Source organism: Burkholderia sp. Bp8991 (assembly GCF_003853795.1).
GTDB lineage: Bacteria > Pseudomonadota > Gammaproteobacteria > Burkholderiales > Burkholderiaceae > Burkholderia.
In genome coordinates, this window is the sequence record NZ_QTQJ01000056.1 from 1 (window position 1) to 23,258 (window position 23,258).

Below are 23,258 nucleotides of genomic sequence, written 5' to 3' on the forward strand. Positions count from 1 at the left end.
GTTGCGGCACTGCGCACGGACCAGCTGCAGAACCTGACGACGGCTCAGGCGGCAGCACTGAGCTACACGCAGATCGCATCGCTGACGACGGCCCAGGTACAGAACGGCCTGTCGACCGATCAGGTCAAGGCGCTGACGACGGGGCAGGCAGCGGCACTGACGGCGGCTGACGTCGCGGCGCTGACGACCGCGCAGGCGTCGGCGTTGACGACGGCCGACGTCGCGGCGCTGAAGGCGACGCAGATCGCAGCGTTGACGACGACGCAGGTGCAGAACCTGACGACCGACCAGGTCAAGGCACTGACGACCGCGCAGGTGACGTCGCTGACGACCGATCAGGTCAAGTCGCTGACGACCGATCAGGTGAACGCGCTGACGACGGCCGCCTTCGCGGCGCTCAAGCCGACGCAGGTCGCGGCACTGACGACGGCGCAGATCGCCAACCTGAGCACGGCGCAGGCCGGCGCGCTGACGACCGCGCAAGTGGCCGCGTTGACGACGAATCAGGTGCAGAACGGCCTGACGACCGACCAGGTCAAGGCGCTGACGACCGCGCAGGCGGCCGCGTTGACGACGGCCGACGTCGTGGCGCTGACGACGGCGCAATCGAGCGCGCTGACGACGGCTGACGTGGCCGCGCTGAAGACGAATCAGGTTGCGGCACTGCGCACGGACCAGCTGCAGAACCTGACGACGGCTCAGGCGGCAGCACTGAGCTACACGCAGATCGCGTCGCTGACGACGGCCCAGGTACAGAACGGCCTGTCGACCGACCAGGTCAAGGCGCTGACGACGGGGCAGGTGGCGGCACTGACGACGGCTGACCTCGCGGCGCTGACGACGACGCAGACCGCGGCGCTGTCCACGGCGTCGATCGTGGCGTTGAAGACGAGCCAGGTGATTGCGCTGACGACGGCCCAGGTGCATAACCTGACGACCGATCAGGTGGCTGCGTTCACGACGACCCAGGTGCATGCGCTGACGTCGGCGCAGGTGGGGGCAATGACGACCGATCAGATCCAGCAGCTCCACTTCTGATCAGTCGCGTTGCATGGCGCCGGGGTTCCCGGCGCCATCCCGCCTCGCCGGCATCGGGCAAGGCGTGAGTACTGGCAGGTTAAACTGCCGGCCACGCGTGACGTGGCGGCAGCCGCGCGTCACGGGCAGGCGAGGAGGCGGCGCGCCGTCGTGCCCGCGCGGCGGCTGACGGGCAGCCGTCCGGCGGACTGCCGTACTTTACGGTATTGCGTATGAGTGAAGTCATGGTTTCGTCTGAAGAAAAATTTGCTGCCGATCTTCTGCTCGCGTGGCACGGCAAGATCGACATGACGGGTCTCTTCGAGCGCGCGGGCGCGCTCGAAGCGAACCGGCAGTTCGAGCTGGCGGCGGTCCTTTACCGGACCTGGCTCGAGCGCAACGTCGCGCCGTTCAATCATTTCGTGTACTTCAACCTTGGCGTCGCGCTTTTCAACGCCAATGACATCGAGGCCGCGAAAAAGGCACACTACACGGCCATCGAGCTCGCGCCCGATTTCATTCATCCGCATTTCAATCTGGGTGTCATGTGCGAGCGCATCAACGAGCTCGACACGGCGATCGCGGAATGGACGTGGGTCGTGGAGCACGCGTCGGCTGATCATCCCGAGCAACGGCCGCTGCGGCTGTCCGCGCTCAACAACCTCGGGCGCGTCCATGAAAACCAGCGGCGTTACGCCGATGCGCTGGCGTGCCTGACGGAAAGTTTGCGGATGGAGCCGAACCAGCCGGACGTGCTGCACCACTGGGTGTTCCTGCGCGGCAAGCAGTGCGAGTGGCCCGTGTTTGCGCCCGTCGAGGGCGTCGATCCGGACCTCATGCGACAGTCGACTTCCGCGCTGGCGATGATCAGCCAGTCGGACGATCCGGCGGAGCAATTGTCGGCGGCTCGGCATTACGTCGACACCAAGATCAACGTCGACGTGCCCGCGTTGTCCGGCAACAAGGCATACGGTCACGAGAAGATCAGGATCGCGTATCTTTCGTCGGATTTCTGTCTGCATCCCGTTTCGATGCTCACGGCCGAGCTGTTCGAATTGCACGACCGGCGGCGTTTCGAGGTGTACGGCTATTGCTGGTCGCGCGACGACGGCTCCGCGCTGCGCAAGCGGATTATCCAGTCGATGGATCATTTCCATCGCATCGACGCGATGAGCGACGAGGCCGCCGCTCGGCTGATCCGTGAACACGAGATCGACATCGTCGTTGACCTGCACGGGCAGACGCTCGGCGCACGCACGGACTTGCTTGCCTATCGGCCGGCGCCCATCCAGATCACGTATCTGGGCTTGCCGGCCACGACCGGCCTGCCGTACATCGATTATGTGATCGCCGACCGGTTCCTGATTCCGGAAGCGTACGCGCACTTCTACTCGGAGAAGCCGCTGTACATGCCGGACATCTACCAGGTCAGCGATCGCAAGCGGGTCAGTGCGCCGGCGCCGTCGCGCGCAAGCTGCGGCCTGCCGGAAGACGGCTTCGTCTTTTGTTCGTTCAACAACAATTACAAGTTCACGCCCGAGGTGTTCGGCGCCTGGATGCGGATCCTGCAGCGGGTGCCGGCAAGCGTGCTCTGGTTGCTTGCCGACAATCCATGGGCCGAAGCCAATCTGCGAAAGGAAGCGGCCAGGCACGGCATCGACGGCGGACGCCTCGTGTTTGCGTCTCGCGTCTCGCCGGAGAATTATCTTGCCCGGTTTGCGGTCGCGGATCTGTTCCTCGATTCCTTCCCGTTCAACGCCGGCACGACGGCGAACGACGCGCTCTGGATGGGGCTGCCGGTTCTGACGCTCTCGGGCAGGAGCTTCGCATCGCGGATGGCGGGTGCGATGTTGTCCGCCGCGGGCATCGAGGAATTGATCACCTACGATCTGCAGGCATACGAGGAGAAGGCGGTTGCGCTCGCCAGTGCGCCGGATGAGTGCGAGCGCCTGCGAAAGGTGCTGAACGCCGAGCGCAGGGATGGCGTATTGTTCGACACGCCGCGATTCGTCAACAATCTCGAGGCGCATTTTTCGCGTCTCGTCGGCGCGCTGGACTGATCGGCGCGCCGGTCGGCCGCCTCCCCGGGCAGGCCGACCGCCGGATCGCGCCGCAGGTCAGAAGTGGTCGAGATCCAGCACGATGCCCGCCGAGGCCATCAGCCGCTGGCGGTTCAGGCGGACGTCCGTATTGGGGGCTGGATGCCGCTGGTAAAGCGCGAGCATCGTCGAGGCGATCAGGTCGTCGCGTGTATTGCCGCGTCGCATGTTCTCCTGCGCGCCGGCCGGGCTCTTGTGAATGACGACGGAGCTGAGCGGGACATGAACCATTGCGCGTCCGGAAAGACACGCGAGCAGGAAGTCCCAGTCTTCGTAAATCTCGAGATCGGTCGCATATCGGACGCGCGCGACGACGTCGTCGCGATACGCGATGCAGCTGTTCGGCACGCGATTCAGCACGTAGACGCTGTCCGCGTCGACATCGCCGATGCGCACCGTTTCGATCGAGGTCGTGCGTGGCGGATGCGTCGTGCGATCCTCGTAACAGACCTTGAAATCGCAAAACAGGATTTCCGGCTCGTCGGCGCCGATGCTTCGGGCCAGCGCGTCGAGGTGCGTCGGCTCAAGCGTGTCGTCGTCGTCGAGGAACATGACGTAGCGCGATTTGGCGAGCGAGAGTCCGATGTTGCGGCTTTCGGCCGGCCCGGGCGCGCCGCTGCGGATCACGTGGACGTAGCGCCCCTGCAATGCGGAAAGCTCCTCGAATGGCGGCATGTATGTCGCGCTATCGGAGACGACGATGACGGTGAAGTCCTGCCACGTCTGGTCGATCAGGGACTGCAACGTCCGGCGCAGCAGCAGTGGCCGGTCGTGGGTGGCGATGATGACGGTAAACACGATGAACCGGTAATGAGTGGAATCCGCTCGCCCGGCGAGCGATTCCCGCCGGGCGATGACGCGAGATCATCAGGCGCGGCGGGCACCGGGGCGTTCGTTTAGAAACCCGCGATCCGCTGATATTGCAGCGCTGCTTCCGTGCGGCCGATAGCCGTCTTGAACTCGGCCTGCAGCTCCCGTTGTGTCGTTTGTGCGTCCGCCATCACGGCCGCGTCGATCGCCTCGATGCGCTTCAGGATCGCCAGCGCGTCGGGCGATTGCGGGGCGGCCAGGGACATCAGCAGCGGCGAGCGCTGTTCGACGAGGCTCGCCGCGCCCGGCCAGTCGGCCATCGATGCCGCATGTTCGATTGCCTGCGTGAGCGACCACACGCGCTCCAGCAGAGTGATCGGGTCCGTCGTCATGTTCTCTCCCATGTTGATCCGGCCGCGGCATCGCCTGCCGCTATGCCTTGTTCGTGGCCAGCGCGCCCGCGCTGTTGGTGCCGCCGAACAGTTGCGTCAGGTACTGCGAATTGTTTTGCATCTTTGCCATCAGCGTATTGAGCGCGGTGAATTGCGTATTGTACTGATCGGTGAGCTGGCTGGCGTATGCCTGCAGCGCCGTGGCCTGCGTTTTCGCAGCGGCGAGATCCTGGTTCAACGCCGTGACGCGCGTGTCGATGATGCCGCCCGTCTGCAGGAATGTCGTGATGTTGCTGTTGAGCGTCGCGCCTACGCCGTTGGTCGCGTTGAACGCGGTCGCCACGGATGACGGATTGTTCGCCAGCGCCGACGACAGGGCCGCGCTGTCGACGCTGAGCGTGCCGTCCGGCTGAAGATTGAGGCCGATCGCGCTCAGGCTGATCGTGCTGCCGCCGCTCGTTACGCCCTGGGCCACCTTGGTGGCCAGCGTGTTGACGATCGAATTCAGCATCGAGTCGCCGATGAGCGGGCCCCCCTGGCTACCGGCGGCTGCGCTCGAATTGAAGCTCGACAGCGACGATGCGGTGCTGACGAACGAGTTGTATGCGGAGACGAACGCGTTGATCGTATTGGTGGCGGAGGTGTTGTCCGGCGAGACCGAGAGCGTTTGGGTCGTCTTGGCCGACGAAGCAGACAGGTTGATCGTCACGCCCGTAATCGCGCCCGTGATGGTGTTGCTCGCGCTAACCACGCTGGTGCCGTCGATCGAAAGCTGCGCGTCCTGCGCGGGGATCGTCTCGTTGTAATTGTTTGTCGCTGCGCCCGTGTTATCGACGGTTGCCAGCGCAGCCAGCCCGTCCGTCGAATTGGTCGACACCTTGATGGTGTTCGCCGCGCCCGTGACGTTGGACGTCAGCACGAGGTGCGAGCCGTCCGTGCCGGTAACGACCGTGGCGGTCACGCCCGGATTGCCGCTTCCCGTGTTGATCGCATTTGCGATGTCGGCGAGCGTGTTGGTGCCGGACTTGATCGCGACGGTCATCGGCGTGCCGCTGCCGAGCTGGATCGTCAGGTTGCCGGTGCCGACCTGGTTCGTCGATGGAATTCCCGTGATCGACGAGAGCTTTTGCGCCGTCGCTACCTGCGTCACTGCGACCGAATAGCTGCCCGCGACCGCCCCCGTCGACGTCGTGGCCGTGAGGCCGCTGCCGCTCGCGGATGCCGTGAATTTTGACAGCGCCGAGCCGTCCGTAAGGCCGGACAGTGCGCTTTGCAGCGACGAAAGCGACGACTTGAGCGAACCGATCGCGGACAGCGTCGTGTTGTCGAGCGTCTGCCGATTGGTGTTCTGGGTCGTTTGTGCGGCCGTCTTCGCTGCGACCAGTGCGGACACGAGCGACGAGACGTCCGTGTTCGAATTCGTCACACCGCTGATGATCGATTGGGCGGCTGCCGCCAGTGCGCTGTTCGCCGATGTGGTGGTAGTCGTCGACATGTAGGACTCCATTCGATGAGATTAGTCCTGCGCAACGGTCGGGCAGGGCGACGTAATGCGCGAAGCACGAAAAGCAAAATGCTTACCCGACGTGATCGGATAAGCATTGGGAGGAAGGGCATTCCCGTTCCGATGGCGCCGCCGCGTCGTTCGCGTTCCCGCGGCGCGCGCCGTCCGGCTTGCTTAGCCCAGGAGCTTCAGCACTTGCTGCGGCATCGAGTTCGCTTGTGCGAGGACCGAAATGCCGGCTTGTTGCAGCACCTGTGCCTTCGACAGGTTGGCGGTCTCCTGCGCGAAGTTCGCGTCGGTGATCTGCGCGCTTGCTGCGTTCAGGTTCGTCGATTGCGCCGTGGTCTGCGAGATCGCTGCCTGATAGATGTTGATGTCGGAACCGAGCTGAGCTTGCGCGGTGTTGACGGTGCCGAGCGCGGTGTCGATCGTGTTCATCATCGTTTGCGCGTTGGCGACGGAAGTCACGCTGCCGCCGGTCAGGCCGAGCGTCGTCGTGTCGTACTTGCCGCTCAGGTCGAGCGACAGTTGCTGGCCGGACTTTTCGCCGATCTGGAAGGTCAGCGGCGTGCCTGCGGCGTTCGCGGTGCCGTCGAGCAGGTTGATGCCGTTGAACGTCGTTTGGCTCGCGATACGGCCGATTTCGGTGATACGCGCTTGCACTTCGGTGTCGAGGTTGCTTGCAGCAGCGGTGCCGATCGACGAATCGGATGCCTGAACAGCGAGCTGGCGGATACGCTGCAGGTTGGCGGTGATTGCCGACAGGCCGCTCGATGCGGTCTGAGCCATCGACACGGCGTTGTTCGCGTTCGCCACACCCTGCGTGTATGCGTTGATCGACGCTTGCATCGTCGTCGAGATCGCGAGGCCTGCCGCATCATCTGCCGCGGAGTTGATGCGCTTGCCCGACGACAGGCGGTTGATCGCTTGCGACAGCGCGTTCTGCGTCGACGAGAGGTTCGTTTGAGCGGTCTGCGAATAGATGTTGGTGTTGATGTTCAGCATTTGGATCCTCGTTTGGAAAACGCCGTTTGATTGACTGGATTCGGGGTTCGGCGTCGCGCTTTCCGTGTCCCGCGCTGCCCGCCTTTCCTGGTTGTCGGCGCTGATTCGGGGAAACTTTAGGGCCGCATCGAACACTATTCTTGCGGCGCGATGCCGCGCATGTGTCTCGTGCATGTCGCCTCGGTGGGGTGCGGCGCATCGTGGCGCGGCAATGCGCTTCGTCGGGCAGTGAGGTCGGCCCGCATGGGAGGGGCGTGCCTGGCCTTCGCCAATCGGACGTGGTGAGCGGCTCGTGCTGAATTGCAACGGAAAAGCGGTAAACCTGTAGGCGAAGCTGCGTTTAACTGGTATGATGGCGGGCTGAATTGAGATTTTCTGTCACGCCTATGCCGTCTCGGCATTCCTGCTGGCAGTCAAACGCGGCGCTGCACGCGGCTTGTGAAGCGTACCCGCGGTGCTTTGTGCCTCTCTTTTCCGGCCTCCGAGGCCGTATTTCCGCTCGTTTCGCCTGTTGTGGGGACGCCCGGATGGCCGGTGCGTGGCGCTTGGCCGCTACGTTTTTGACCGTTTAAGCAATTTAGGAACGACATGACGACGATTCTTCTGAAGGAAAACGAGCCGTTCGAAGTGGCGATTCGCCGCTTTCGCCGTGCTATCGAAAAAAATGGCCTGATCGCTGAACTGCGCGAACGCCAGTCCTACGAAAAGCCGACCGCAGTCCGCAAGCGCAAGAAGGCAGCAGCCGTCAAGCGCCTGCACAAGCGCCTGCGCAGCCAGATGCTGCCGAAGAAGCTCCACTAAGAGCGTCTACGGTTCGCCGCGAAACGGCGGAGCGTGCTTCGAAAGAAGCCGCTCCGCCGTTTTGCTTTTCGGGGCCGGAAAAGTTGCCGATCGACTGCCAGACGGTCGAATGGCCGCACGGCGGTTCCGCCGGCAGCCAACGGGCAAGGCCGCCGACGTGCTCACCGGGAAATCGGCGCCGCGTTCGGGCTCGCCTTGCGCGGATCACCTGGCGGCGCGTGCTGACGTGGCGGTGCGGGGGAAGCCGACCGGCCCGTGAGCTTCGTCGCCGTCAGCCCGCCTTGCGGCGCCGTGCCGGCTGCTGCTTGCCGCCGAGCGCCGCGCATTGGGCGTGACACGGGCAACCGGTCTCATGGTCGTTGACCATCCCGGTTGCCTGCATCAGCGCATAGCAGATCGTCGAGCCGACGAACTTGCAGCCGTACTCCTTCAGCGCCTTGCTGAGCGCATCCGACTGGGCAGTCGATGCGGGCGCGTCGCGATACGACTGCCACGCGTTCTGGACCGGCGTGTGGTCGACGAACGACCACAGGAATTGCGCGAGCGATCCGTGATCCTCGCGAATGCGCTGCACGGCCCGTGCATTGGTCACCGCGGATTCGACCTTCGCGCGATTGCGGACGATGCCGGGGTTCTCGAGCAGTTTCTCGATGCGCTTCGGCGTGAAGCGCGCGACCGCGTCGACATCGAAGTCGGCGAACGCCTCGCGATAGCCGGCGCGCTTGTTCAGGATCGTCGACCACGACAGCCCCGCCTGCGCGCCTTCCAGAATCAGCATTTCGAACAGATGACGATCGTCATGCGACGGCACGCCCCACTCGGTATCGTGATAGTGAGCATCCGCTTCCGTCTTTACCCAGTTGCACCGCTGCGACATCGCCGGCCTCGTTCCAGTGTCGATTCGATCGTGCCAGCATAGCGGAAGGCCCATTCACGGTATAGCTGGCCGAACGGCAGATGGGCGCGCGGCACCGATCCGGTTAAGCTTGGCGCCTGTTCGAATCAGCAGGATCAACGCATGACGGCATTCCTTTTTGCGATCGGCATCGACGGCGGCGGCACGGGCACCCGCGCGGTACTCGCCGACCGGCACGGGCGCGAACTCGCGCAGGGGCGCGGCGGCCCGTCGGGGCTCGGCCTCGGCATCGAGCGCGCGTGGGCATCGATCGGCGCGGCCTGTGCCGACGCATTCACGCGGGCGGGGCTCGCGCTCGACTGGTCGCAGTGCGCGCTCGGCTGCGGGCTCGCGGGCGTCAACAATGCCGCGTGGCTCGCCGCGTTCCGCGCGCAGGCGCCGCTAGACGCACTGGCTATCGAGAGCGACGCCTATACGACCGTCGTCGGCGCGCACGGCGGTGCGCCGGGGCTCATCGTCGCGCTCGGTACGGGCAGCATCGCGGCGGCGCTCGACGCGGCGGGCGATTGCCGCATCGCGGGCGGCTTCGGCTTTCCGTCCGGCGACGAGGCGAGCGGCGCGTGGCTCGGCATGCGCGCGCTCGCGTACGCGCAGCAGGCGCTCGACGGCCGCGTGCCGCGCGACGCGTTTGCCGGTGCGCTGCTCGCGGAAACGGGCGCGCACGATCGCGACGCGCTCGTCCAGTGGTCGTGCGATGCGAACCAGACGATCTATGCGCGCCTCGCGCCGATCGTGTTCGCGCACCGCGACCATCCTTATGCGGCGGCGCTGATCGCGCAGGCCGGCGACGAGATCGGCAAGATGATCGACGCGCTCGATCCGCAGCAGGCGCTGCCGGTCGCGCTGTGCGGCGGGCTGGCCGACGCGCTGGCCCCGGCCGTGCCGGCACGCCATGCGGCGCGGCTGCGCGCGCCGCTCGACGATTCCGCGCACGGCGCGTTGCGGCTCGCGCTGCAGGCGTTGAGGGCGGCTGAAGCTGGGTGAGAGGGGCGCGTGGGCGGCGTGCGATGAGTGGGTTGAGCCGGCCGGGCGGACCGAGCGGACCCAGCGGACCGAGCGAACCGAGCGAACCGAGCGAACCGAGCGAACAGCCTGCCCCAGCCGAACCAGCGACGCACCGAAACCCGAACGGCCTGAAACCCGCCCCCATTTCCCAGCCACCCGGCGCGCCCCCGGGCACGACGTTAAAATGGCGGCTCCGCAGCGTCCTGCGCGCCACTCCCCCAACCCCCATGTACAAAGTCATCGCCACCGATCTCGACGGCACCCTGCTGAACAGCGACCACCAGCTCGATCCGTACACGATCGAGACCGTCCGCCGGCTCGACCGCGACGGCCTGCAGTTCGTGATCGCGACGGGGCGTCACTACGCGGACGTCGCCGGCATCCGCGACGTGCTGGGCATCCGGCCGTACCTGATCACGTCGAACGGCGCGCGTGTGCATGCGCCGGACGACACGGCGATCCATGCGCAGGACATCGATCCCGCGATCGTCCGCGGCCTTGTGCAGCCGGACGTGACCGGTGCGCACGGGCGCGTGATCGTCAACCTGTTCACCGACCGCGGCTGGCTGATCGACCGCGACGCGCCGCACCTGCTCGAATTCCACCAGGATTCGGGCTTCCGGTACGACGTGATCGACATGGCCGCGCACGACGGCGCCGACATCGCGAAGGTGCTGTACATCGGCGAGCCGGCCGATCTGGCGGTGGTTGCAGAGCAGATGCGCGTGCGGTTCGGCGATGCGCTGTACGTCACGTACTCGCTGCCCGACTGTCTCGAAGTGATGACCGCCAACGTGTCGAAGGGCCGCGCGCTGCGTACGGTGCTCGCGCGACTCGGCGTCGACGCCGGCCACTGCATCGCGTTCGGCGACAACATGAACGACATCGACCTGCTCGAAACGGCCGGCCACGCGTTCATGATGAACAACGCGAACCCCGACCTGATCGCGCACCTGCCGCACATCCCTCGGATCGGCAACAACTTCGATGCGGGAGTCGCCCGCCACCTGCGCACGCTGTTCGCGCTGGAAGGCACGCTCGACGGCGTCACCGCTTCCTGAGCGGCCATGAAAAACGGGCGCCAGCGGCGCCCGTTCAAATTACCTGCCTCGATGTTGTTCGACAGCGTGAGGCTCGCTGCTCTGCTCGCGTGACCCCGTAGTGTTTTATTCGCTGGTGCGAGCGGATGCGGGCACGAGGCCGACGGCATCGTCGCGCCCCGCGATCAGCGGGTAGACGATCCCCGCAATTGCCGCGCCGATGATCGGCGCGACCCAGAACAGCCACAGCTGGCCGATCGCCTCGCCGCCCACGAACAGCGCGGGGCCGGTCGAGCGGGCCGGGTTCACCGACGTGTTGGTGACCGGGATCGAGATCAGGTGGATCAACGTCAGGCACAGGCCGATCGCGATCGGCGCAAAGCCGGCCGGCGCGCGCTTGTCGGTGGCGCCGAGAATCACGAACAGGAAGAAGCCCGTCATCACGACTTCGCAGATGAACGCCGCGCCGAGCGAGTAGTGGCCGGGCGAGCGCTCGCCGAAGCCGTTCGTCGCAAAGCCGCTGCCGACGACGTCGAAGCCCGGCTTGCCGGTCGCGATCAGGTACAGCACGAACGCACCGAGCGTCGCGCCGACGACCTGCGCAACGATATACGGCGCGAGATCGCGTGCCGGGAAGCGGCCGGCGACCGTCAGGCCCACGCTGACGGCCGGATTCAGGTGGCAACCCGAAATATGGCCAATCGCGAATGCCATCGTCAGCACGGTCAGGCCGAAGGCGAGCGCGACGCCGGCGAAGCCGATGCCGAGGCCCGGAAAGGCTGCGGCCAGCACGGCGCTTCCGCACCCGCCGAGCACCAGCCAGAACGTGCCGAATACCTCTGCAGCCAGACGCTGAGAAAGATTCATGTAAGGATCCCGTTCAAGTGGGTTGAAGACAAACGGATGACCGGATGATTTATTCCGTCACCCCGAATTGGTCTGGATTATAGGAAATGAATCGGCTGGGTGAGGGTCAACGATTGTTAAATTCGAATGGCTGACGAATGGCTTTTATTAGAATAAGTCCGCATTCTCGATATAGCCGATTCGGTTAAAGATGGCAGCATTAATTTTGAAGGGCAGGGCGGCAGTGCGGATGACGTAACGGGTGTTGGCGTTCCGGCCGGAACTGCCGGCGCCGCATCATGGAAAAGGGAGCCGAAAAATGTCTCAATACGCGAAGCTCAAGGCGCAGATCGCCGATCTGCAGGCCCAGGCGGATGACGTGCGTCGCCAGGAAGTGGCGGCGGTGATCGCCGACGTCCAGCGAATGATTGCCGAATATGGCCTGACGGCCCAGGATCTGGGCTTCGCGGAGCGCGCGCGGCGCGGCCGTCCGCCGAAAAAGGCACCGCTGCCTCCGAAATACCGCGACCCGAAGTCGGGTGCAACCTGGAGTGGGCGCGGCAAGCCGCCGAATTGGATCGTCGGGAAAAACCGCGATCGTTTCCTGATCGAATGAGCGCACAAAAAGAAAGAGCCGCATCGACTGCGGCTCTTTGGCGCCTTTGGGTTTTACGCGCCGATTTCGGCGCGAATTTCACCGAATATTTCTGACGAATTTCGCCGTCACGCGCTCGCGACGCGACGCAAGGTCGGCCGCTTTGCCGTCGCGCAAAGCGATTCGTAAGTTTCGACATAGCGCCGTGCCATCGCTTTCGAGCTGAAGCGCGTATCGAAGCGCGCGCGGATCGCGTCGCGCGACAGGCTGTCGATCCGGTGCAGCGCACCGACCGCGCCCTGCACGTCCTCGACGATGAAGCCGGTCACGCCGTCCTCGATTACCTCCGGCACCGAGCCGCGGTTGAACGCGACGACCGGCGTGCCGCAGGCCATCGCCTCGATCATCACCAGGCCGAACGGTTCCGGCCAGTCGATCGGGAACAGCAGCGCCTTCGCGCCGGACAGGAACGCCGGCTTCTGCGCCTCGTTGATCTCGCCGATGAATTCGACATGCGCCTCGCCGAGCAGCGGCTCGATCACTTCCTTGAAGTAGTCGGCGTCGGCCTTGTCGACCTTCGCGGCGATCTTCAGCGGCAGCCCGCTTTGCGCGGCGATCCGGATCGCGGTGTCGACCCGCTTTTCGGGGCAGATCCGGCCGAGGAACGCGAGATATTCGGGCTTCACGTCCGGTTGCGGCGTGAGCAGCGTGTCGGGCAGCCCGTGATACACGGTGCCGGCCCACGCGGCCTGCGGCAGCGGCTTGCGCTGGTTGTTCGAGATCGACACGACCGGCGCGTCCGGGAACGCGTCGAACACCGGTTGCAGCTCCGGCAGGTCGAGGCGGCCGTGCAGCGTCGTCACGTACGGCGTGTCGAGGCGCGACATCAGCGGGAATGGCAGGTAGTCGAGATGGAAGTGCAGCACGTCGAATTCGTGCGCGACACGGGCGACCTGCTCGATCAGGCGCATATGGGGCGCCATCGAGTCGCGGATCGACGGGTCGAGCCGCAGTGCGCGCGGCCATGCCGCCTCGAGACGGGCGGACGTGACGGAGTCGCCGCTCGCGAACAGCGTCACGTCGTGCCCCAGCTCGACGAGCGCCTCGGTGAGGTAGGACACGACACGCTCGGTGCCGCCATAGAGTTTCGGCGGGACAGCTTCGTAAAGCGGCGCGATCTGGGCAATACGCATGGACGTTCTCCGGTGTCGACCAGCGCAAAGCGCTCGAGCGCGCATGCTGGTCCGCTGCAGGGTTGCGGAACTCGCCGACGCACGCTGTCTGCGGTGCGTGGCCGGGTCCGTGGCGGGGTGCGCGGGACGCCGGGCGGCAAGCTGCGGGGCGGGCCGGCGCGGCTCCCGCCGCCGCCCATTTGAGTCCATTATCGATATCGCCTTCAGGGGTTCGAGTGTTTTTTCAAACACTTAAGGCTTGTTACACCATGAAATACGAGAAAACCCCGATAAAAAGGGCGCGAAAACATAAAACGAGATAGCCACCACAATTGTTGCGCTATCATGAAAAACCACTATAATTTTTACCGATTCAACTTCCGGCAGCCTTGCCGGATGGCCTTCAGCCGGATTCGTCCCATGCGGGACCGCATCGCCGACGCATTCGCGCCCCATTCACCCCGCCGTTCGTTCCCTTTCAATTCGCCTTGTCGGAAAAATTCCTACACGGTTTACAGACAATTCCTGCGTGGCGTGCGCCACTTCGCTGATACCGGCATAAATGCCGTTTGGCCAGAATTCGCCCTGTAAGACTATAAACGTGCCGGCAGCGCGTCAGCAGGCGCCCGATCGAGCAAACGTTTTCACAATGAAAGGCCAAAGCAAAAGCTCTTAACGGGGGAATCATGAGCGCCACCAGCGAAATGCTCAGTGAGATCAAAGAGGTCAACCTGTCGTACCTCCTCCTCGCGCAGCGCCTGCTGCGGGAAGACAAGGCGATGGGCATGTTCCGCATGGGAGTTTCCCAGGAACTGGCCGACGTGCTCGCGAACCTCACGCTCGCCCAGACCGTGAAGCTCGCGGCATCGAACCAGATGTTGTGCCGTTTCCGGTTCGACGATCACGCGCTGCTGTCGTCGCTCGCCGACAAAGGCCGCAGCGACGTCGTCACGCATGCGCATTCCGCGATCCTGATGGCCGGCCAGCCGGTCGAAAGCGTCCGCTGATCCTTCCCCGCCTTGCGTTCGTGCCGGCGCGCCGCGTCGGCGGGCGGCGTATTGGCGATTCATCCGAACAACGTCAAGCGGACGGTTATTCACCATGGCAAGCAAAAGCGTCGTGATCGAGGTGAAAGAAATCACCCTCGCCATCGAACTGATCGAACTGGGCGCCAGGCTGCAACTGCTGGAGGCGGAGACGAGCCTGTCGCGCGACCGCCTGATCAAGCTGTACAAGGAACTGAAGGGCGCGTCGCCGCCGAAGGGGATGCTGCCGTTCTCGACCGACTGGTTCATGACGTGGCAGCCGAACATCCACTCGTCGCTGTTCTACAACATCTACCGGTTCATGCAGGACCACGGCCGCTGCGAGCCGATCCAGTCGATCGTGAAGGCGTACCGGCTCTATCTGGAGCACGTGAACCTGTCCGGCGACGAGGCCGCGCTGAGTCTCACGCGCGCGTGGACGCTGGTGCGCTTCTTCGACTCGGGGATGCTGCAGATGACGCCGTGCACGCGCTGCGGCGGCCATTTCGTCGCGCATGCGCATGATCCGCATCAAGGTTTCGTGTGCGGCCTGTGCCAGCCGCCGTCGCGCGCGGGCAAGACCCGCAAGGCGGCCGCCGCACGCGCCGGGCTGGCCATCGCCGCGGCCTGAACGCCGCCGGGCGGGGCCGGGCGGGAGCCGCACGCCTTCCGCACGCCTGCCGCGCGCCGCGCGAACCGGCCGGGGCTTGCTGGTAAACACCGCCGCGCGGTCGCGGCGCGACCGCCAAAGTTTTCCTGCCGACTGCCGTAAACCTGATTAACGGCGGTCTCCCCGCCGGTCATTCGTGAGGGACAGGCAGTGCTGATTATCGTGGGAACACTCGTGACACTGTTGTCCGTCTTCGGCGGTTATGCGCTGGCAGGCGGGCATCTGGGCGCATTGGTCCAGCCGCTCGAGATCCTGATGATCGCAGGCGCGGGCGTCGGCGCGTTCATCCTCGGCAACGGCATGAAGACCATCAAGGCGACGCTGCGCGTGCTGCCGACGCTCTTCAAGGGCTCGAAGTACACCAAGGACGTCTACATGGAACTGATGGCGCTCCTGTACGTGCTGCTCGCGAAGGCCCGCAAGGAAGGCACGCTGACGCTCGAGGCCGACATCGACGATCCGGACAAGAGCCCGATCTTCACGCAATACCCGAAGATCCTCGCGGATCGCCACATCGTCGAATTCCTGACCGACTACCTGCGCCTGATGGTGGGCGGCAACATGAACGCGTTCGAGATCGAGAGCCTGATGGACGAGGAAATCGAGACGCACCACGCGGAAGGCGAAGGCCCCGCGCACGCGCTGATGCGCGTCGGCGACGCGATGCCGGCGTTCGGGATCGTCGCGGCGGTGATGGGCGTCGTGCACACGATGGCGTCGGCCGACAAGCCGCCCGCGGTGCTCGGCGCGATGATCGCGCAGGCGCTGGTCGGCACGTTCCTCGGGATCCTGCTGTCGTACGGGCTGATCGGGCCGCTCGCGAGCCTCGCGGAGCAGCGCGTCGCCGAGTCGACCAAGATGTTCCAGTGCATCAAGGTGACGATCCTCGCGAGCCTGAACGGCTATGCGCCGGCGATCGCGGTGGAGTTCGGCCGCAAGGTGCTGTTCTCGACCGAGCGGCCGTCGTTTACCGAGCTCGAAGAGCATGTGCGCCGCGTGAAGGCGAAGTGACGCGGAGCATTCGATGAGCAAGAGCAAGGATCGCGCAATCGTCGTCAAACGGGTGGCCCCGCAGAAGAAGGGCCACCACGGCGGCGCCTGGAAGCTCGCGTATGCGGACTTCATGACCGCGATGATGGCGTTCTTCCTGCTGATGTGGCTGCTGAGCTCGGTCACGCCGGTGCAGCTGAAGGGGATCGCCGAGTACTTCAACACGCCGCTGAAGGCCGCGCTGTTCGGCAGCGGCGATCGCAGCTCGCAGGACTCGAGCATCATCAACGGCGGCGGCCGCGACCTGTCGAGCCTCGATGCCGGCACGCTGCGCCGAACCGACGGCACGACGTCGCTCGCCGATCGCGTCGCGAAGGCCGGCGACGACAGGACGCGCTCGCAGGCGCAGGGCGCACAGGACCGGCTCGAGCAGGCGCGCCTGCACGACCTGCAGATCAAGCTGATGGCGGCGATCGAGGCGAATCCGACGCTGCGCCAGTTCAAGCAGCAGATCCGCATCGATTCGACGCTGATGGGGCTGCGCATCGAGATCGTCGATTCGCAGAAGCGGCCGATGTTCGCGATGTCGAGCGACCACGTCGAGCCGTACATGCGCGACATCCTGCGCGAGATCGGCAAGACGCTGAACGACGTGCCGAACCGGATCATCGTCCAGGGCCACACCGACGCGGTGCCGTACGCGGGCGGCGAGGGCGGCTACAGCAACTGGGAACTGTCGGCCGACCGCGCGAACGCGTCGCGCCGCGAGCTGATCGCGGGCGGCATGGACGAGTCGAAGGTACTGCGCGTGCTCGGCCTCGCGTCGACGCAGAACCTGAACAAGGCCGATCCGCTCGATCCGGAAAACCGCCGGATCAGCGTGATCGTGCTGAACCGCAAATCCGAAGACGCGCTGATGCGCGACGACACGACGACCACGACGCTGTCGGCCGACGCCGCGGGCTCGAAGCAACTGGCCCAGCAGCTCGACGGCACGGCGCCGGCCGCGCGACCGGTGCTCGCGAGCGCCGTCGCCGTGGTGCCGAAACCCTGACGTTTCCAAGATTTCGAGACGCGTATGAAACAACCTTCACGCTCACTTCGTTCGCTGCCCCCCGAGGGGGCGGTCAGCCACCCTGGAGCGGTCCTGCGGAGCCCGACATGATCCGAACCATTCTCGCCATCGACGACTCCGCGACCATGCGTGCGCTGCTGCAGGCGACGCTTGCGCAGGCCGGCTATGACGTGACGGTGGCGCCGGACGGCGAAGCCGGCTTCGACATGGCGGCCACCGTGCCGTACGACCTGGTGCTGACCGACCAGAACATGCCGCGCAGGAACGGCCTCGAGGTGATCGCCGCGCTGCGCAAGCTGACGGCGTATGCGGACACGCCGATTCTCGTACTGACGACCGAAGGCAGCGATGCGTTCAAGGACGCCGCGCGCGACGCGGGCGCGACCGGCTGGATCGAAAAGCCGATCGACCCGGCCGTGCTGATCGACCTGGTCGCGACGCTGTCCGAGCAGACCGCCTCCTGACATGAACGCGACGAATCCAACCGGTGACCGGGCATGACTCTCGACATCACGCAGTTCTACCAGACCTTTTTCGACGAAGCGGACGAGTTGCTCGCGCAGATGGAGCAACTGCTGTTGAACCTCGACGTCGGCTCGCCGGACCCCGAGGACCTGGCCGCGATCTTCCGCGCCGCGCATTCGATCAAGGGCGGCGCGGCGACGTTCGGCTTTTCCGCGCTGACCGAGACGACCCACATCCTCGAGTCGCTGCTCGACCGCGCGCGCAACCATGAGCTGACGCTGACCAAGGAAATGGTCGACGCGTTCCTCGAGACCAAGGACGTGCTGTCCGACCAGCTGGTCGACTATCGCGCGAGCGCGGAACCGGACGCGGCGGCTGCCGCGACGATCTGCGCGAAGCTCGAACGCCTGAAGGCCGAGAGCGGCGCGGGCGCCCCCGCGGACGTCGCACCTGCCGCGCCTGCCGTGGAGACTGCACCGGCACCGGCACCGGCACCGGCACCGGCACCGGCACCGGCGCCGGCCGCCGCTACCTCCGCCAGCGACCGCGCGCCCGATCACGTGGTTGAACAGGCGGTCGCGGCCGCGCATCCGGCGGCGGCTGCCGGCACGGACGGCCCGCACCTGAAGATCACGCTCCTCGGCGTCGACGCGAAGGACCAGGCGCTGCTCACCGAGGAGCTCGGCAATCTCGGCCGGATCGTCGGCCGCGAGGAAGCGGGCGCCGACCTGACGCTGTGGCTCGAATCGGACGTGCCGTCCGACGACATCGTCGCCGTGTGCTGCTTCGTGATCGACGACAGCCAGATCCGCATCGCGCGCGGCACCGCGCCGGCCGCACCGGCGGCGCCTGCCGCCACGCCGGCCGCCGTCGAACCGGCCGCCGTCGAACCGGTCGCCGCGCCGGAACCGGCCGCGCGGGTCGAGGTCTTCGCGCAAGCCCCCGGTGCCACCCCGGCCGCCGCCGCACCGCAGGCGCAGCCGAGCGCCGCCGCGCAACCGGCGCCGCAACAGGCATCGCAACCGGCATCGCAACCGCACGCAGAACCCGCCGCGCAGGCTGCCCAGGCTGCCGCGCACCACGACGACAAGCGTCCGCGCCCGGCCGCCGCCGCATCGGGCGCCGAAGGCAGCTCGATCCGCGTCGGCGTCGAGAAGGTCGACCAGCTGATCAACCTGGTCGGCGAGCTCGTGATCACGCAGGCGATGCTCGCGGAAACCGCGAGCGCGTTCGATCCGGCGCTGCACGACCGCCTGTTCAACGGGATGGCGCAGCTCGAGCGCAACGCGCGCGACCTGCAGGAAGCGGTGATGTCGATCCGCATGATGCCGATGGACTACGTGTTCAGCCGCTTCCCGCGGCTCGTGCGCGACCTCGCCGGCAAGCTCGGCAAGCAGGTCGAGCTGGTCACGTTCGGCCAGGCGACCGAGCTGGACAAGAGCCTGATCGAGCGGATCATCGACCCGCTCACGCACCTCGTGCGCAACAGCCTCGACCACGGGATCGAGACGGTCGACAAGCGCGTCGCCGCCGGCAAGGACGGCGTCGGCCAGCTCGTGCTGTCGGCCGCGCATCACGGCGGCAACATCGTGATCGAGGTCAGCGACGACGGCGCGGGCCTGAACCGCGAGCGGATCCTCGCGAAGGCCGCGAAGCAGGGCATGCAGATTTCCGAAAACATCAGCGACGACGAAGTCTGGCAGCTGATCTTCGCGCCGGGCTTCTCGACCGCCGAGACGGTGACCGACGTGTCGGGCCGCGGCGTCGGGATGGACGTCGTGAAGCGCAACATCCAGTCGATGGGCGGCCATGTCGAGATCATGTCGCAGGCCGGTCGCGGCACGACCACGCGGATCGTGCTGCCGCTCACGCTGGCGATCCTCGACGGGATGTCGGTGAAGGTCGGCAGCGAGATCTTCATCCTGCCGCTGAACTTCGTGATGGAGTCGCTGCAGCCGTCGAACGACGACATCTACACGGTCGGCAACGGCGAGCGCGTGGTGCGCGTGCGCGGCGAATACCTGCCGCTCGTCGCGCTGCACGAGGTGTTCTCGGTCGAGGACGCGCGCACCGATCCGACCCAGGGCATCGTCACGATCATGGAAACCGAGGGGCGCCGCTTCGCGATGCTGATCGACGAGCTGGTCGGTCAGCAGCAGGTGGTCGTGAAGAACCTCGAAACCAATTACCGCAAGGTGCACGGCATCTCTGCGGCGACCATTCTCGGCGACGGCAGTGTCGCGCTGATCGTCGACGTCGCGGCGCTGAACCGCGAAACCCGTGCGACGCACGGCGCCCGAGCCGGCGCCGAGCTCGCCATTTTCTGACTCTCGCCATTCAACCGATTGGGGGCAAACGTGTCCGCTGAAGTCCAAATGATCAATCCGGCCGCGGCGAACGCGGCAACCAGCCGCCGCGATGCGGAGCAGGGCGATGCGACGGGCCAGGAATTCCTCGTCTTCACGCTCGGCGACGAGGAGTACGGGATCGACATCCTGAAGGTGCAGGAAATCCGCGGCTACGACAGCGTCACGCGCATCGCGAACGCGCCGGACTTCATCAAGGGCGTGATCAACCTGCGCGGGATCATCGTGCCGATCGTCGACATGCGGATCAAGTTCCATCTCGGCCGCGTCGAGTACGACCACCAGACGGTGGTGATCATCCTGAACGTGTCGAACCGCGTGGTCGGGATGGTGGTCGACGGCGTGTCGGACGTGCTGACGCTGCAGACCGACCAGATCATGCCGGCGCCGGAATTCGGCGCGACGCTGACGACCGAGTACCTCACGGGCCTCGGCACGGTCGACGGCCGGATGCTGATCCTGATGGACATCGAGAAGCTGATGTCGAGCCGGGAAATGGCGCTGATCGAGACGCTCGGCGCGTAAGCGCGCCGCGCGCGCAGGAACTTCGGGAGAATCTGCAATGTTGCATAACTGGTCGATCCGCACGACGCTCACGGCGGTCGGACTCATCCTCGTGGGCCTGGCCGCCGCGGTCGGCGGGCTCGGCCTCTACGCGCTCGATCGCGCGAGCCGCTCGCTCGACGAGATCGCGCACGTCGACTTGCCGGCGATCCATGCGCTCGACGACACGTCGGCGCAGTTGCTGCGCGCGCGCGTGGCGCTCGACCGCTTCCGCACCCTGACCGAAGCCGGCAACACGGCCGAGGCGGGCAAGGTGCTCGACCGCGCGCAGGAGCTGTACGCGAAGTCGAGCCAGAACTGGCAGGCGTTCCAGGCCACGCCGAAGCTCGGCATCGAGCAGGCGCTCGTCGACGAGCTCACCGCACGCTATACGACGATCGTGAAGGAAGGCGTCGAGCCCGAGTTCGCGGCCGCGCGCGCGGGCGACATGGCCGCGTATCACGCGGTCGCCGACACGAAGATCAGCCCGATGTTCGTCGCGTACGACCAGACGGCATCGGCCGTGGTCGCGGCGCTGCAGAAGCGCGCGGACGACCGCCAGACCGCGACGCAGTCGCAGATCTCGCTGATGATCGGCCTGATCGCGGCCGGCATCGCGATCGCGTTCGTCGTCGTGATCGCGATCCGCTTCGTGCTGCGCGGGCTGATCGTGAAGCCGCTCGAGGACGCGATCGCGCACTTCGAGCGGATCGCCGGCGGCGACCTCACGCAGCCGGTGAACGTCTTCAGCAACAATGAGATCGGCCGCCTGTTCGGCGGCATCAAGCGGATGCAGGACGCCGTGACGGCGATGGTGCAGGCCGTGCATCGCGGCACCGAATCGATCGACGTCGGCGCGCGCGAGATCTCGACCGGCAACACCGACCTGTCGCAGCGCACCGAGGAGCAGGCCGCGTCGCTGCAGGAAACCGCATCGAGCATGGAGCAGCTCACCGGCACCGTGCGGCAGAACGCGGAGAACGCGCGGCAGGCGAGCCAGCTCGCGGTAAACGCGTCCGACATCGCGACGCAGGGCGGCGAGGTGGTCGGCCAGGTCGTGTCGACGATGCAGGACATCGCGGCCAGCTCGGGCAAGGTCGTCGACATCATCGGCACGATCGAAGGCATCGCATTCCAGACCAACATCCTCGCGCTGAACGCGGCGGTCGAAGCCGCGCGGGCCGGCGAGCAGGGCCGCGGCTTCGCGGTGGTCGCGGGCGAAGTGCGCTCGCTCGCGCAGCGCAGCGCGAGCGCCGCGAAGGAAATCAAGCAGCTGATCGGCGATTCGGCCGAGAAGGTCGACAGCGGGTCGGCGCTCGTCGCGCGGGCCGGCTCGACGATGGACGAGATCGTGCAGGCCGTGCGCCGCGTGACCGACATCATGGGCGAGATCAGCGCCGCGTCGGACGAGCAGTCGACCGGCATCGAGCAGGTCAATCGCGCGGTCGGCCAGATGGATTCCGTCACGCAGCAGAACGCGGCGCTCGTCGAGCAGGCCGCGGCCGCCGCCGCGTCGCTCGAGGAGCAGACGCGCCAGATGAAGGCGGTCGTGTCGGCGTGGCGCGTCGCGGGCGGCATCGCGCTCGCGCCGTCGCGCGGCGCCGCGCGCCCGGCCGCGCACGCAGCGGCGCCGGCGCTGGCGTCGCCGTCGGAACGCCGCCATGAAACCGCGCCGGCCGCATTGCCGGCACCGCAGACGGCCGCTCAGCCGGCGCGCCGCGCGTCGCCTGCGCCCGCGTCGCATGCGTCACATGCATCGGCACCGGCCGCGAGCCACGAAACGAAGCGTGCGCCGGACGCCGCCGCACGCGCGGCGAAGGAAGCGCCGGCCGCGGGCGGCTACGGCCCGCGTCTCGCGAAGGCGGCCGCCGCACCGGCGAACAAGCCGGCCGACAAGCCCGCGCTGGTGCGTCCGGCGCTGAGCAGCGAGAAGCCGGCGCTGGCCGCGGCCGGCACGTCCGATGACGACTGGGAGACCTTCTAAGCCATGCCGTCCGCGCGCGCACCGTTTCGACCCGATGCACCGGATGCCTCGCCCCGCGCGGGCGAGCCGGGGCGCGACTTCGCGTTCACCGGCGCGGATTTCGCACGCATCCGCGCGCTGATTCATCAACGCGCGGGCATCTCGCTGTCCGAGCACAAGCGCGACATGGCGTACAGCCGGCTCGCGCGCCGGCTGCGCGCCCGCGGCCTCGACACGTTCCGCGACTACCTCGACCTGCTCGAGCAGGAGGACGATCCGCTCGAGTGGGAGGCGTTCACCAACGCGCTGACGACGAACCTGACCGCGTTCTTCCGCGAGTCGCACCATTTCCCGATCCTGGCCGACTTCGTGAAGGGGCGCGCGGCGCCCGTGTCGGTGTGGTGCTCGGCGGCGTCGACCGGCGAGGAGCCTTACTCGATCGCGATCACGCTGATCGAGGCGCTCGGCGAATCGGCCGCGCGCGGCGCATCGATCCTCGCGACCGACCTCGACACGCAGGTGCTCGCGAAGGCCGAGGCCGGCATCTATACGTACGACCAGGTCAAGCACCTGAGCCCGGAGCGGCTCAAGCGCTTCTTCCTGAAGGGCACCGGCGCGCAGGCCGGCCGCGTGAAGGTGCGCCCGGAGCTGCGCGCGATGATCCGCTTCGAGCAGCTGAACCTGACCGATGCCGACTACGGGATCGCGAAGCCGTTCGACGCGATCTTCTGCCGCAACGTGATGATCTATTTCGACAAGCCGACGCAGGGGCAGGTGCTGTCGCGCTTCGAGCCGCTCGTGAAACCGGGCGGGCTGCTGTTCGCCGGGCATTCGGAGAATTTCACCTACGTCTCGCAGGCGTTCCGGCTGCGCGGGCAGACGGTGTACGAGCTGACGCGCGCCCCGAAGGAAGTGCCCTTGGGGCACGACGCCGCGCCGGGCCTGCGCCCGCGCGGCGC

21 protein-coding genes and 1 pseudogene are annotated in these 23,258 nt (G+C 66.4%); 15 read left to right on the top strand and 7 right to left on the bottom strand.

Annotated elements, in window-relative coordinates; translation table 11 throughout:
* A pseudogene (locus tag DIE02_RS34365) lies at positions 1 to 1,038 on the top strand (heme utilization protein); the annotation flags it as partial.
* A gap of 287 nt (positions 1,039 to 1,325) precedes the next feature.
* Positions 1,326 to 3,077, top strand: coding sequence for a tetratricopeptide repeat protein (locus DIE02_RS34370; protein WP_260427344.1), 1,752 nt, complete (start codon positions 1,326 to 1,328; stop codon positions 3,075 to 3,077).
* Positions 3,078 to 3,134: 57 nt separating this feature from the next.
* Here DIE02_RS34370 and DIE02_RS34375 read toward each other — a convergent pair whose 3' ends face one another.
* The 4 genes from DIE02_RS34375 to DIE02_RS34390 all read right to left on the bottom strand — a co-directional run bounded on the left by DIE02_RS34375 (position 3,135) and on the right by DIE02_RS34390 (position 6,827).
* On the bottom strand, positions 3,135 to 3,914 hold the full coding sequence (locus DIE02_RS34375) for a glycosyltransferase family 2 protein (protein ID WP_124486855.1): 780 nt from the start codon (positions 3,912 to 3,914) through the stop codon (positions 3,135 to 3,137).
* Positions 3,915 to 4,012: 98 nt separating this feature from the next.
* Positions 4,013 to 4,318, bottom strand: coding sequence for a flagellar protein FliT (locus tag DIE02_RS34380; RefSeq protein ID WP_044849186.1), 306 nt, complete (start codon positions 4,316 to 4,318; stop codon positions 4,013 to 4,015).
* Between the two features lie 40 nt (positions 4,319 to 4,358).
* Positions 4,359 to 5,825 (bottom strand): flagellar filament capping protein FliD, encoded by a 1,467-nt coding sequence (gene fliD / locus DIE02_RS34385; RefSeq protein ID WP_044849185.1) that lies wholly within the window; start codon positions 5,823 to 5,825, stop codon positions 4,359 to 4,361.
* Positions 5,826 to 5,996: 171 nt separating this feature from the next.
* The gene (locus DIE02_RS34390) at positions 5,997 to 6,827 is read right to left on the bottom strand and encodes a flagellin (protein ID WP_124486889.1); all 831 of its coding nucleotides are present in this window, start codon (positions 6,825 to 6,827) and stop codon (positions 5,997 to 5,999) included.
* A 588-nt stretch (positions 6,828 to 7,415) separates the two neighbouring features.
* On the opposite strand from DIE02_RS34390, the gene rpsU reads away from it, so the two are divergent.
* Positions 7,416 to 7,628 (top strand): 30S ribosomal protein S21, encoded by a 213-nt coding sequence (gene rpsU / locus DIE02_RS34395; protein WP_006401410.1) that lies wholly within the window; start codon positions 7,416 to 7,418, stop codon positions 7,626 to 7,628.
* A gap of 271 nt (positions 7,629 to 7,899) precedes the next feature.
* On the opposite strand, the gene DIE02_RS34400 is transcribed toward rpsU, so the two are convergent.
* Complete coding sequence (locus tag DIE02_RS34400; RefSeq protein WP_124486856.1) at positions 7,900 to 8,505, bottom strand: DNA-3-methyladenine glycosylase I; 606 nt, start codon at positions 8,503 to 8,505, stop codon at positions 7,900 to 7,902.
* 141 nt (positions 8,506 to 8,646) lie between these two features.
* Between DIE02_RS34400 and DIE02_RS34405 the strand changes: the two genes are divergently transcribed.
* Positions 8,647 to 9,528, top strand: a complete 882-nt coding sequence (locus DIE02_RS34405; RefSeq protein ID WP_124486857.1) for a BadF/BadG/BcrA/BcrD ATPase family protein — start codon at positions 8,647 to 8,649, stop codon at positions 9,526 to 9,528.
* Positions 9,529 to 9,776: 248 nt separating this feature from the next.
* Positions 9,777 to 10,610: a Cof-type HAD-IIB family hydrolase gene (locus tag DIE02_RS34410; protein WP_124486858.1), complete on the top strand. Its 834-nt coding sequence runs from the start codon at positions 9,777 to 9,779 to the stop codon at positions 10,608 to 10,610.
* A gap of 105 nt (positions 10,611 to 10,715) precedes the next feature.
* Here the strand turns inward: DIE02_RS34410 and aqpZ are convergent, their stop codons facing one another.
* The gene (gene aqpZ, locus DIE02_RS34415) at positions 10,716 to 11,456 is read right to left on the bottom strand and encodes an aquaporin Z (RefSeq protein WP_044849180.1); all 741 of its coding nucleotides are present in this window, start codon (positions 11,454 to 11,456) and stop codon (positions 10,716 to 10,718) included.
* Between the two features lie 298 nt (positions 11,457 to 11,754).
* Between aqpZ and DIE02_RS34420 the strand changes: the two genes are divergently transcribed.
* Positions 11,755 to 12,051 carry an H-NS histone family protein gene (locus DIE02_RS34420; RefSeq protein ID WP_006489320.1) on the top strand — a complete coding sequence of 99 codons (297 nt, stop codon included), beginning with the start codon at positions 11,755 to 11,757 and terminating at the stop codon, positions 12,049 to 12,051.
* 107 nt (positions 12,052 to 12,158) lie between these two features.
* Here DIE02_RS34420 and DIE02_RS34425 read toward each other — a convergent pair whose 3' ends face one another.
* Positions 12,159 to 13,223, bottom strand: coding sequence for a glycosyltransferase family 4 protein (locus DIE02_RS34425; RefSeq protein WP_044849179.1), 1,065 nt, complete (start codon positions 13,221 to 13,223; stop codon positions 12,159 to 12,161).
* Positions 13,224 to 13,888: 665 nt separating this feature from the next.
* Here DIE02_RS34425 and flhD point away from each other — a divergent pair.
* The 9 genes from flhD to DIE02_RS34475 all read left to right on the top strand — a co-directional run.
* Entirely contained in the window at positions 13,889 to 14,209 is a 321-nt protein-coding gene (gene flhD, locus DIE02_RS34435; RefSeq protein WP_014895554.1) for a flagellar transcriptional regulator FlhD, read from the top strand.
* Between the two features lie 94 nt (positions 14,210 to 14,303).
* A complete protein-coding gene (flhC, locus tag DIE02_RS34440) occupies positions 14,304 to 14,858 on the top strand; it encodes a flagellar transcriptional regulator FlhC (protein ID WP_124486859.1) in 555 nt (184 codons plus the stop codon).
* A 189-nt stretch (positions 14,859 to 15,047) separates the two neighbouring features.
* Positions 15,048 to 15,908, top strand: a complete 861-nt coding sequence (gene motA, locus DIE02_RS34445; protein WP_124486860.1) for a flagellar motor stator protein MotA — start codon at positions 15,048 to 15,050, stop codon at positions 15,906 to 15,908.
* Positions 15,909 to 15,921: 13 nt separating this feature from the next.
* Positions 15,922 to 16,941, top strand: coding sequence for a flagellar motor protein MotB (motB, locus tag DIE02_RS34450; RefSeq protein ID WP_044849176.1), 1,020 nt, complete (start codon positions 15,922 to 15,924; stop codon positions 16,939 to 16,941).
* A 107-nt stretch (positions 16,942 to 17,048) separates the two neighbouring features.
* Positions 17,049 to 17,426, top strand: coding sequence for a response regulator (locus DIE02_RS34455; RefSeq protein WP_044849175.1), 378 nt, complete (start codon positions 17,049 to 17,051; stop codon positions 17,424 to 17,426).
* A 33-nt stretch (positions 17,427 to 17,459) separates the two neighbouring features.
* Positions 17,460 to 19,754 carry a chemotaxis protein CheA gene (gene cheA / locus DIE02_RS34460; protein WP_124486861.1) on the top strand — a complete coding sequence of 765 codons (2,295 nt, stop codon included), beginning with the start codon at positions 17,460 to 17,462 and terminating at the stop codon, positions 19,752 to 19,754.
* A 48-nt stretch (positions 19,755 to 19,802) separates the two neighbouring features.
* Positions 19,803 to 20,318: a chemotaxis protein CheW gene (gene cheW / locus DIE02_RS34465; protein ID WP_039320139.1), complete on the top strand. Its 516-nt coding sequence runs from the start codon at positions 19,803 to 19,805 to the stop codon at positions 20,316 to 20,318.
* A 37-nt stretch (positions 20,319 to 20,355) separates the two neighbouring features.
* On the top strand, positions 20,356 to 22,320 hold the full coding sequence (locus DIE02_RS34470; protein WP_124486862.1) for a methyl-accepting chemotaxis protein: 1,965 nt from the start codon (positions 20,356 to 20,358) through the stop codon (positions 22,318 to 22,320).
* 3 nt (positions 22,321 to 22,323) lie between these two features.
* A partial coding sequence (locus tag DIE02_RS34475; RefSeq protein ID WP_124530288.1) for a CheR family methyltransferase occupies positions 22,324 to 23,258 on the top strand: 935 nt, incomplete at its 3' end.

Coding starts and splice junctions, on each gene's coding strand:
- flhC (WP_124486859.1), top strand. CDS start 14,304: ATGGCAAGCAAAAGCGTCGTGATCGAGGTGAAAGAAATCACCCTCGCC.
- DIE02_RS34420 (WP_006489320.1), top strand. CDS start 11,755: ATGTCTCAATACGCGAAGCTCAAGGCGCAGATCGCCGATCTGCAGGCC.
- rpsU (WP_006401410.1), top strand. CDS start 7,416: ATGACGACGATTCTTCTGAAGGAAAACGAGCCGTTCGAAGTGGCGATT.
- DIE02_RS34390 (WP_124486889.1), bottom strand. CDS start 6,827: ATGCTGAACATCAACACCAACATCTATTCGCAGACCGCTCAAACGAAC.
- aqpZ (WP_044849180.1), bottom strand. CDS start 11,456: ATGAATCTTTCTCAGCGTCTGGCTGCAGAGGTATTCGGCACGTTCTGG.
- motB (WP_044849176.1), top strand. CDS start 15,922: ATGAGCAAGAGCAAGGATCGCGCAATCGTCGTCAAACGGGTGGCCCCG.
- DIE02_RS34425 (WP_044849179.1), bottom strand. CDS start 13,223: ATGCGTATTGCCCAGATCGCGCCGCTTTACGAAGCTGTCCCGCCGAAA.
- DIE02_RS34380 (WP_044849186.1), bottom strand. CDS start 4,318: ATGACGACGGACCCGATCACTCTGCTGGAGCGCGTGTGGTCGCTCACG.
- DIE02_RS34410 (WP_124486858.1), top strand. CDS start 9,777: ATGTACAAAGTCATCGCCACCGATCTCGACGGCACCCTGCTGAACAGC.
- DIE02_RS34370 (WP_260427344.1), top strand. CDS start 1,326: ATGACGGGTCTCTTCGAGCGCGCGGGCGCGCTCGAAGCGAACCGGCAG.
- cheA (WP_124486861.1), top strand. CDS start 17,460: ATGACTCTCGACATCACGCAGTTCTACCAGACCTTTTTCGACGAAGCG.
- cheW (WP_039320139.1), top strand. CDS start 19,803: ATGATCAATCCGGCCGCGGCGAACGCGGCAACCAGCCGCCGCGATGCG.
- DIE02_RS34405 (WP_124486857.1), top strand. CDS start 8,647: ATGACGGCATTCCTTTTTGCGATCGGCATCGACGGCGGCGGCACGGGC.
- DIE02_RS34400 (WP_124486856.1), bottom strand. CDS start 8,505: ATGTCGCAGCGGTGCAACTGGGTAAAGACGGAAGCGGATGCTCACTAT.
- fliD (WP_044849185.1), bottom strand. CDS start 5,825: ATGGAGTCCTACATGTCGACGACTACCACCACATCGGCGAACAGCGCA.
- flhD (WP_014895554.1), top strand. CDS start 13,889: ATGAGCGCCACCAGCGAAATGCTCAGTGAGATCAAAGAGGTCAACCTG.
- DIE02_RS34470 (WP_124486862.1), top strand. CDS start 20,356: ATGTTGCATAACTGGTCGATCCGCACGACGCTCACGGCGGTCGGACTC.
- DIE02_RS34455 (WP_044849175.1), top strand. CDS start 17,049: ATGATCCGAACCATTCTCGCCATCGACGACTCCGCGACCATGCGTGCG.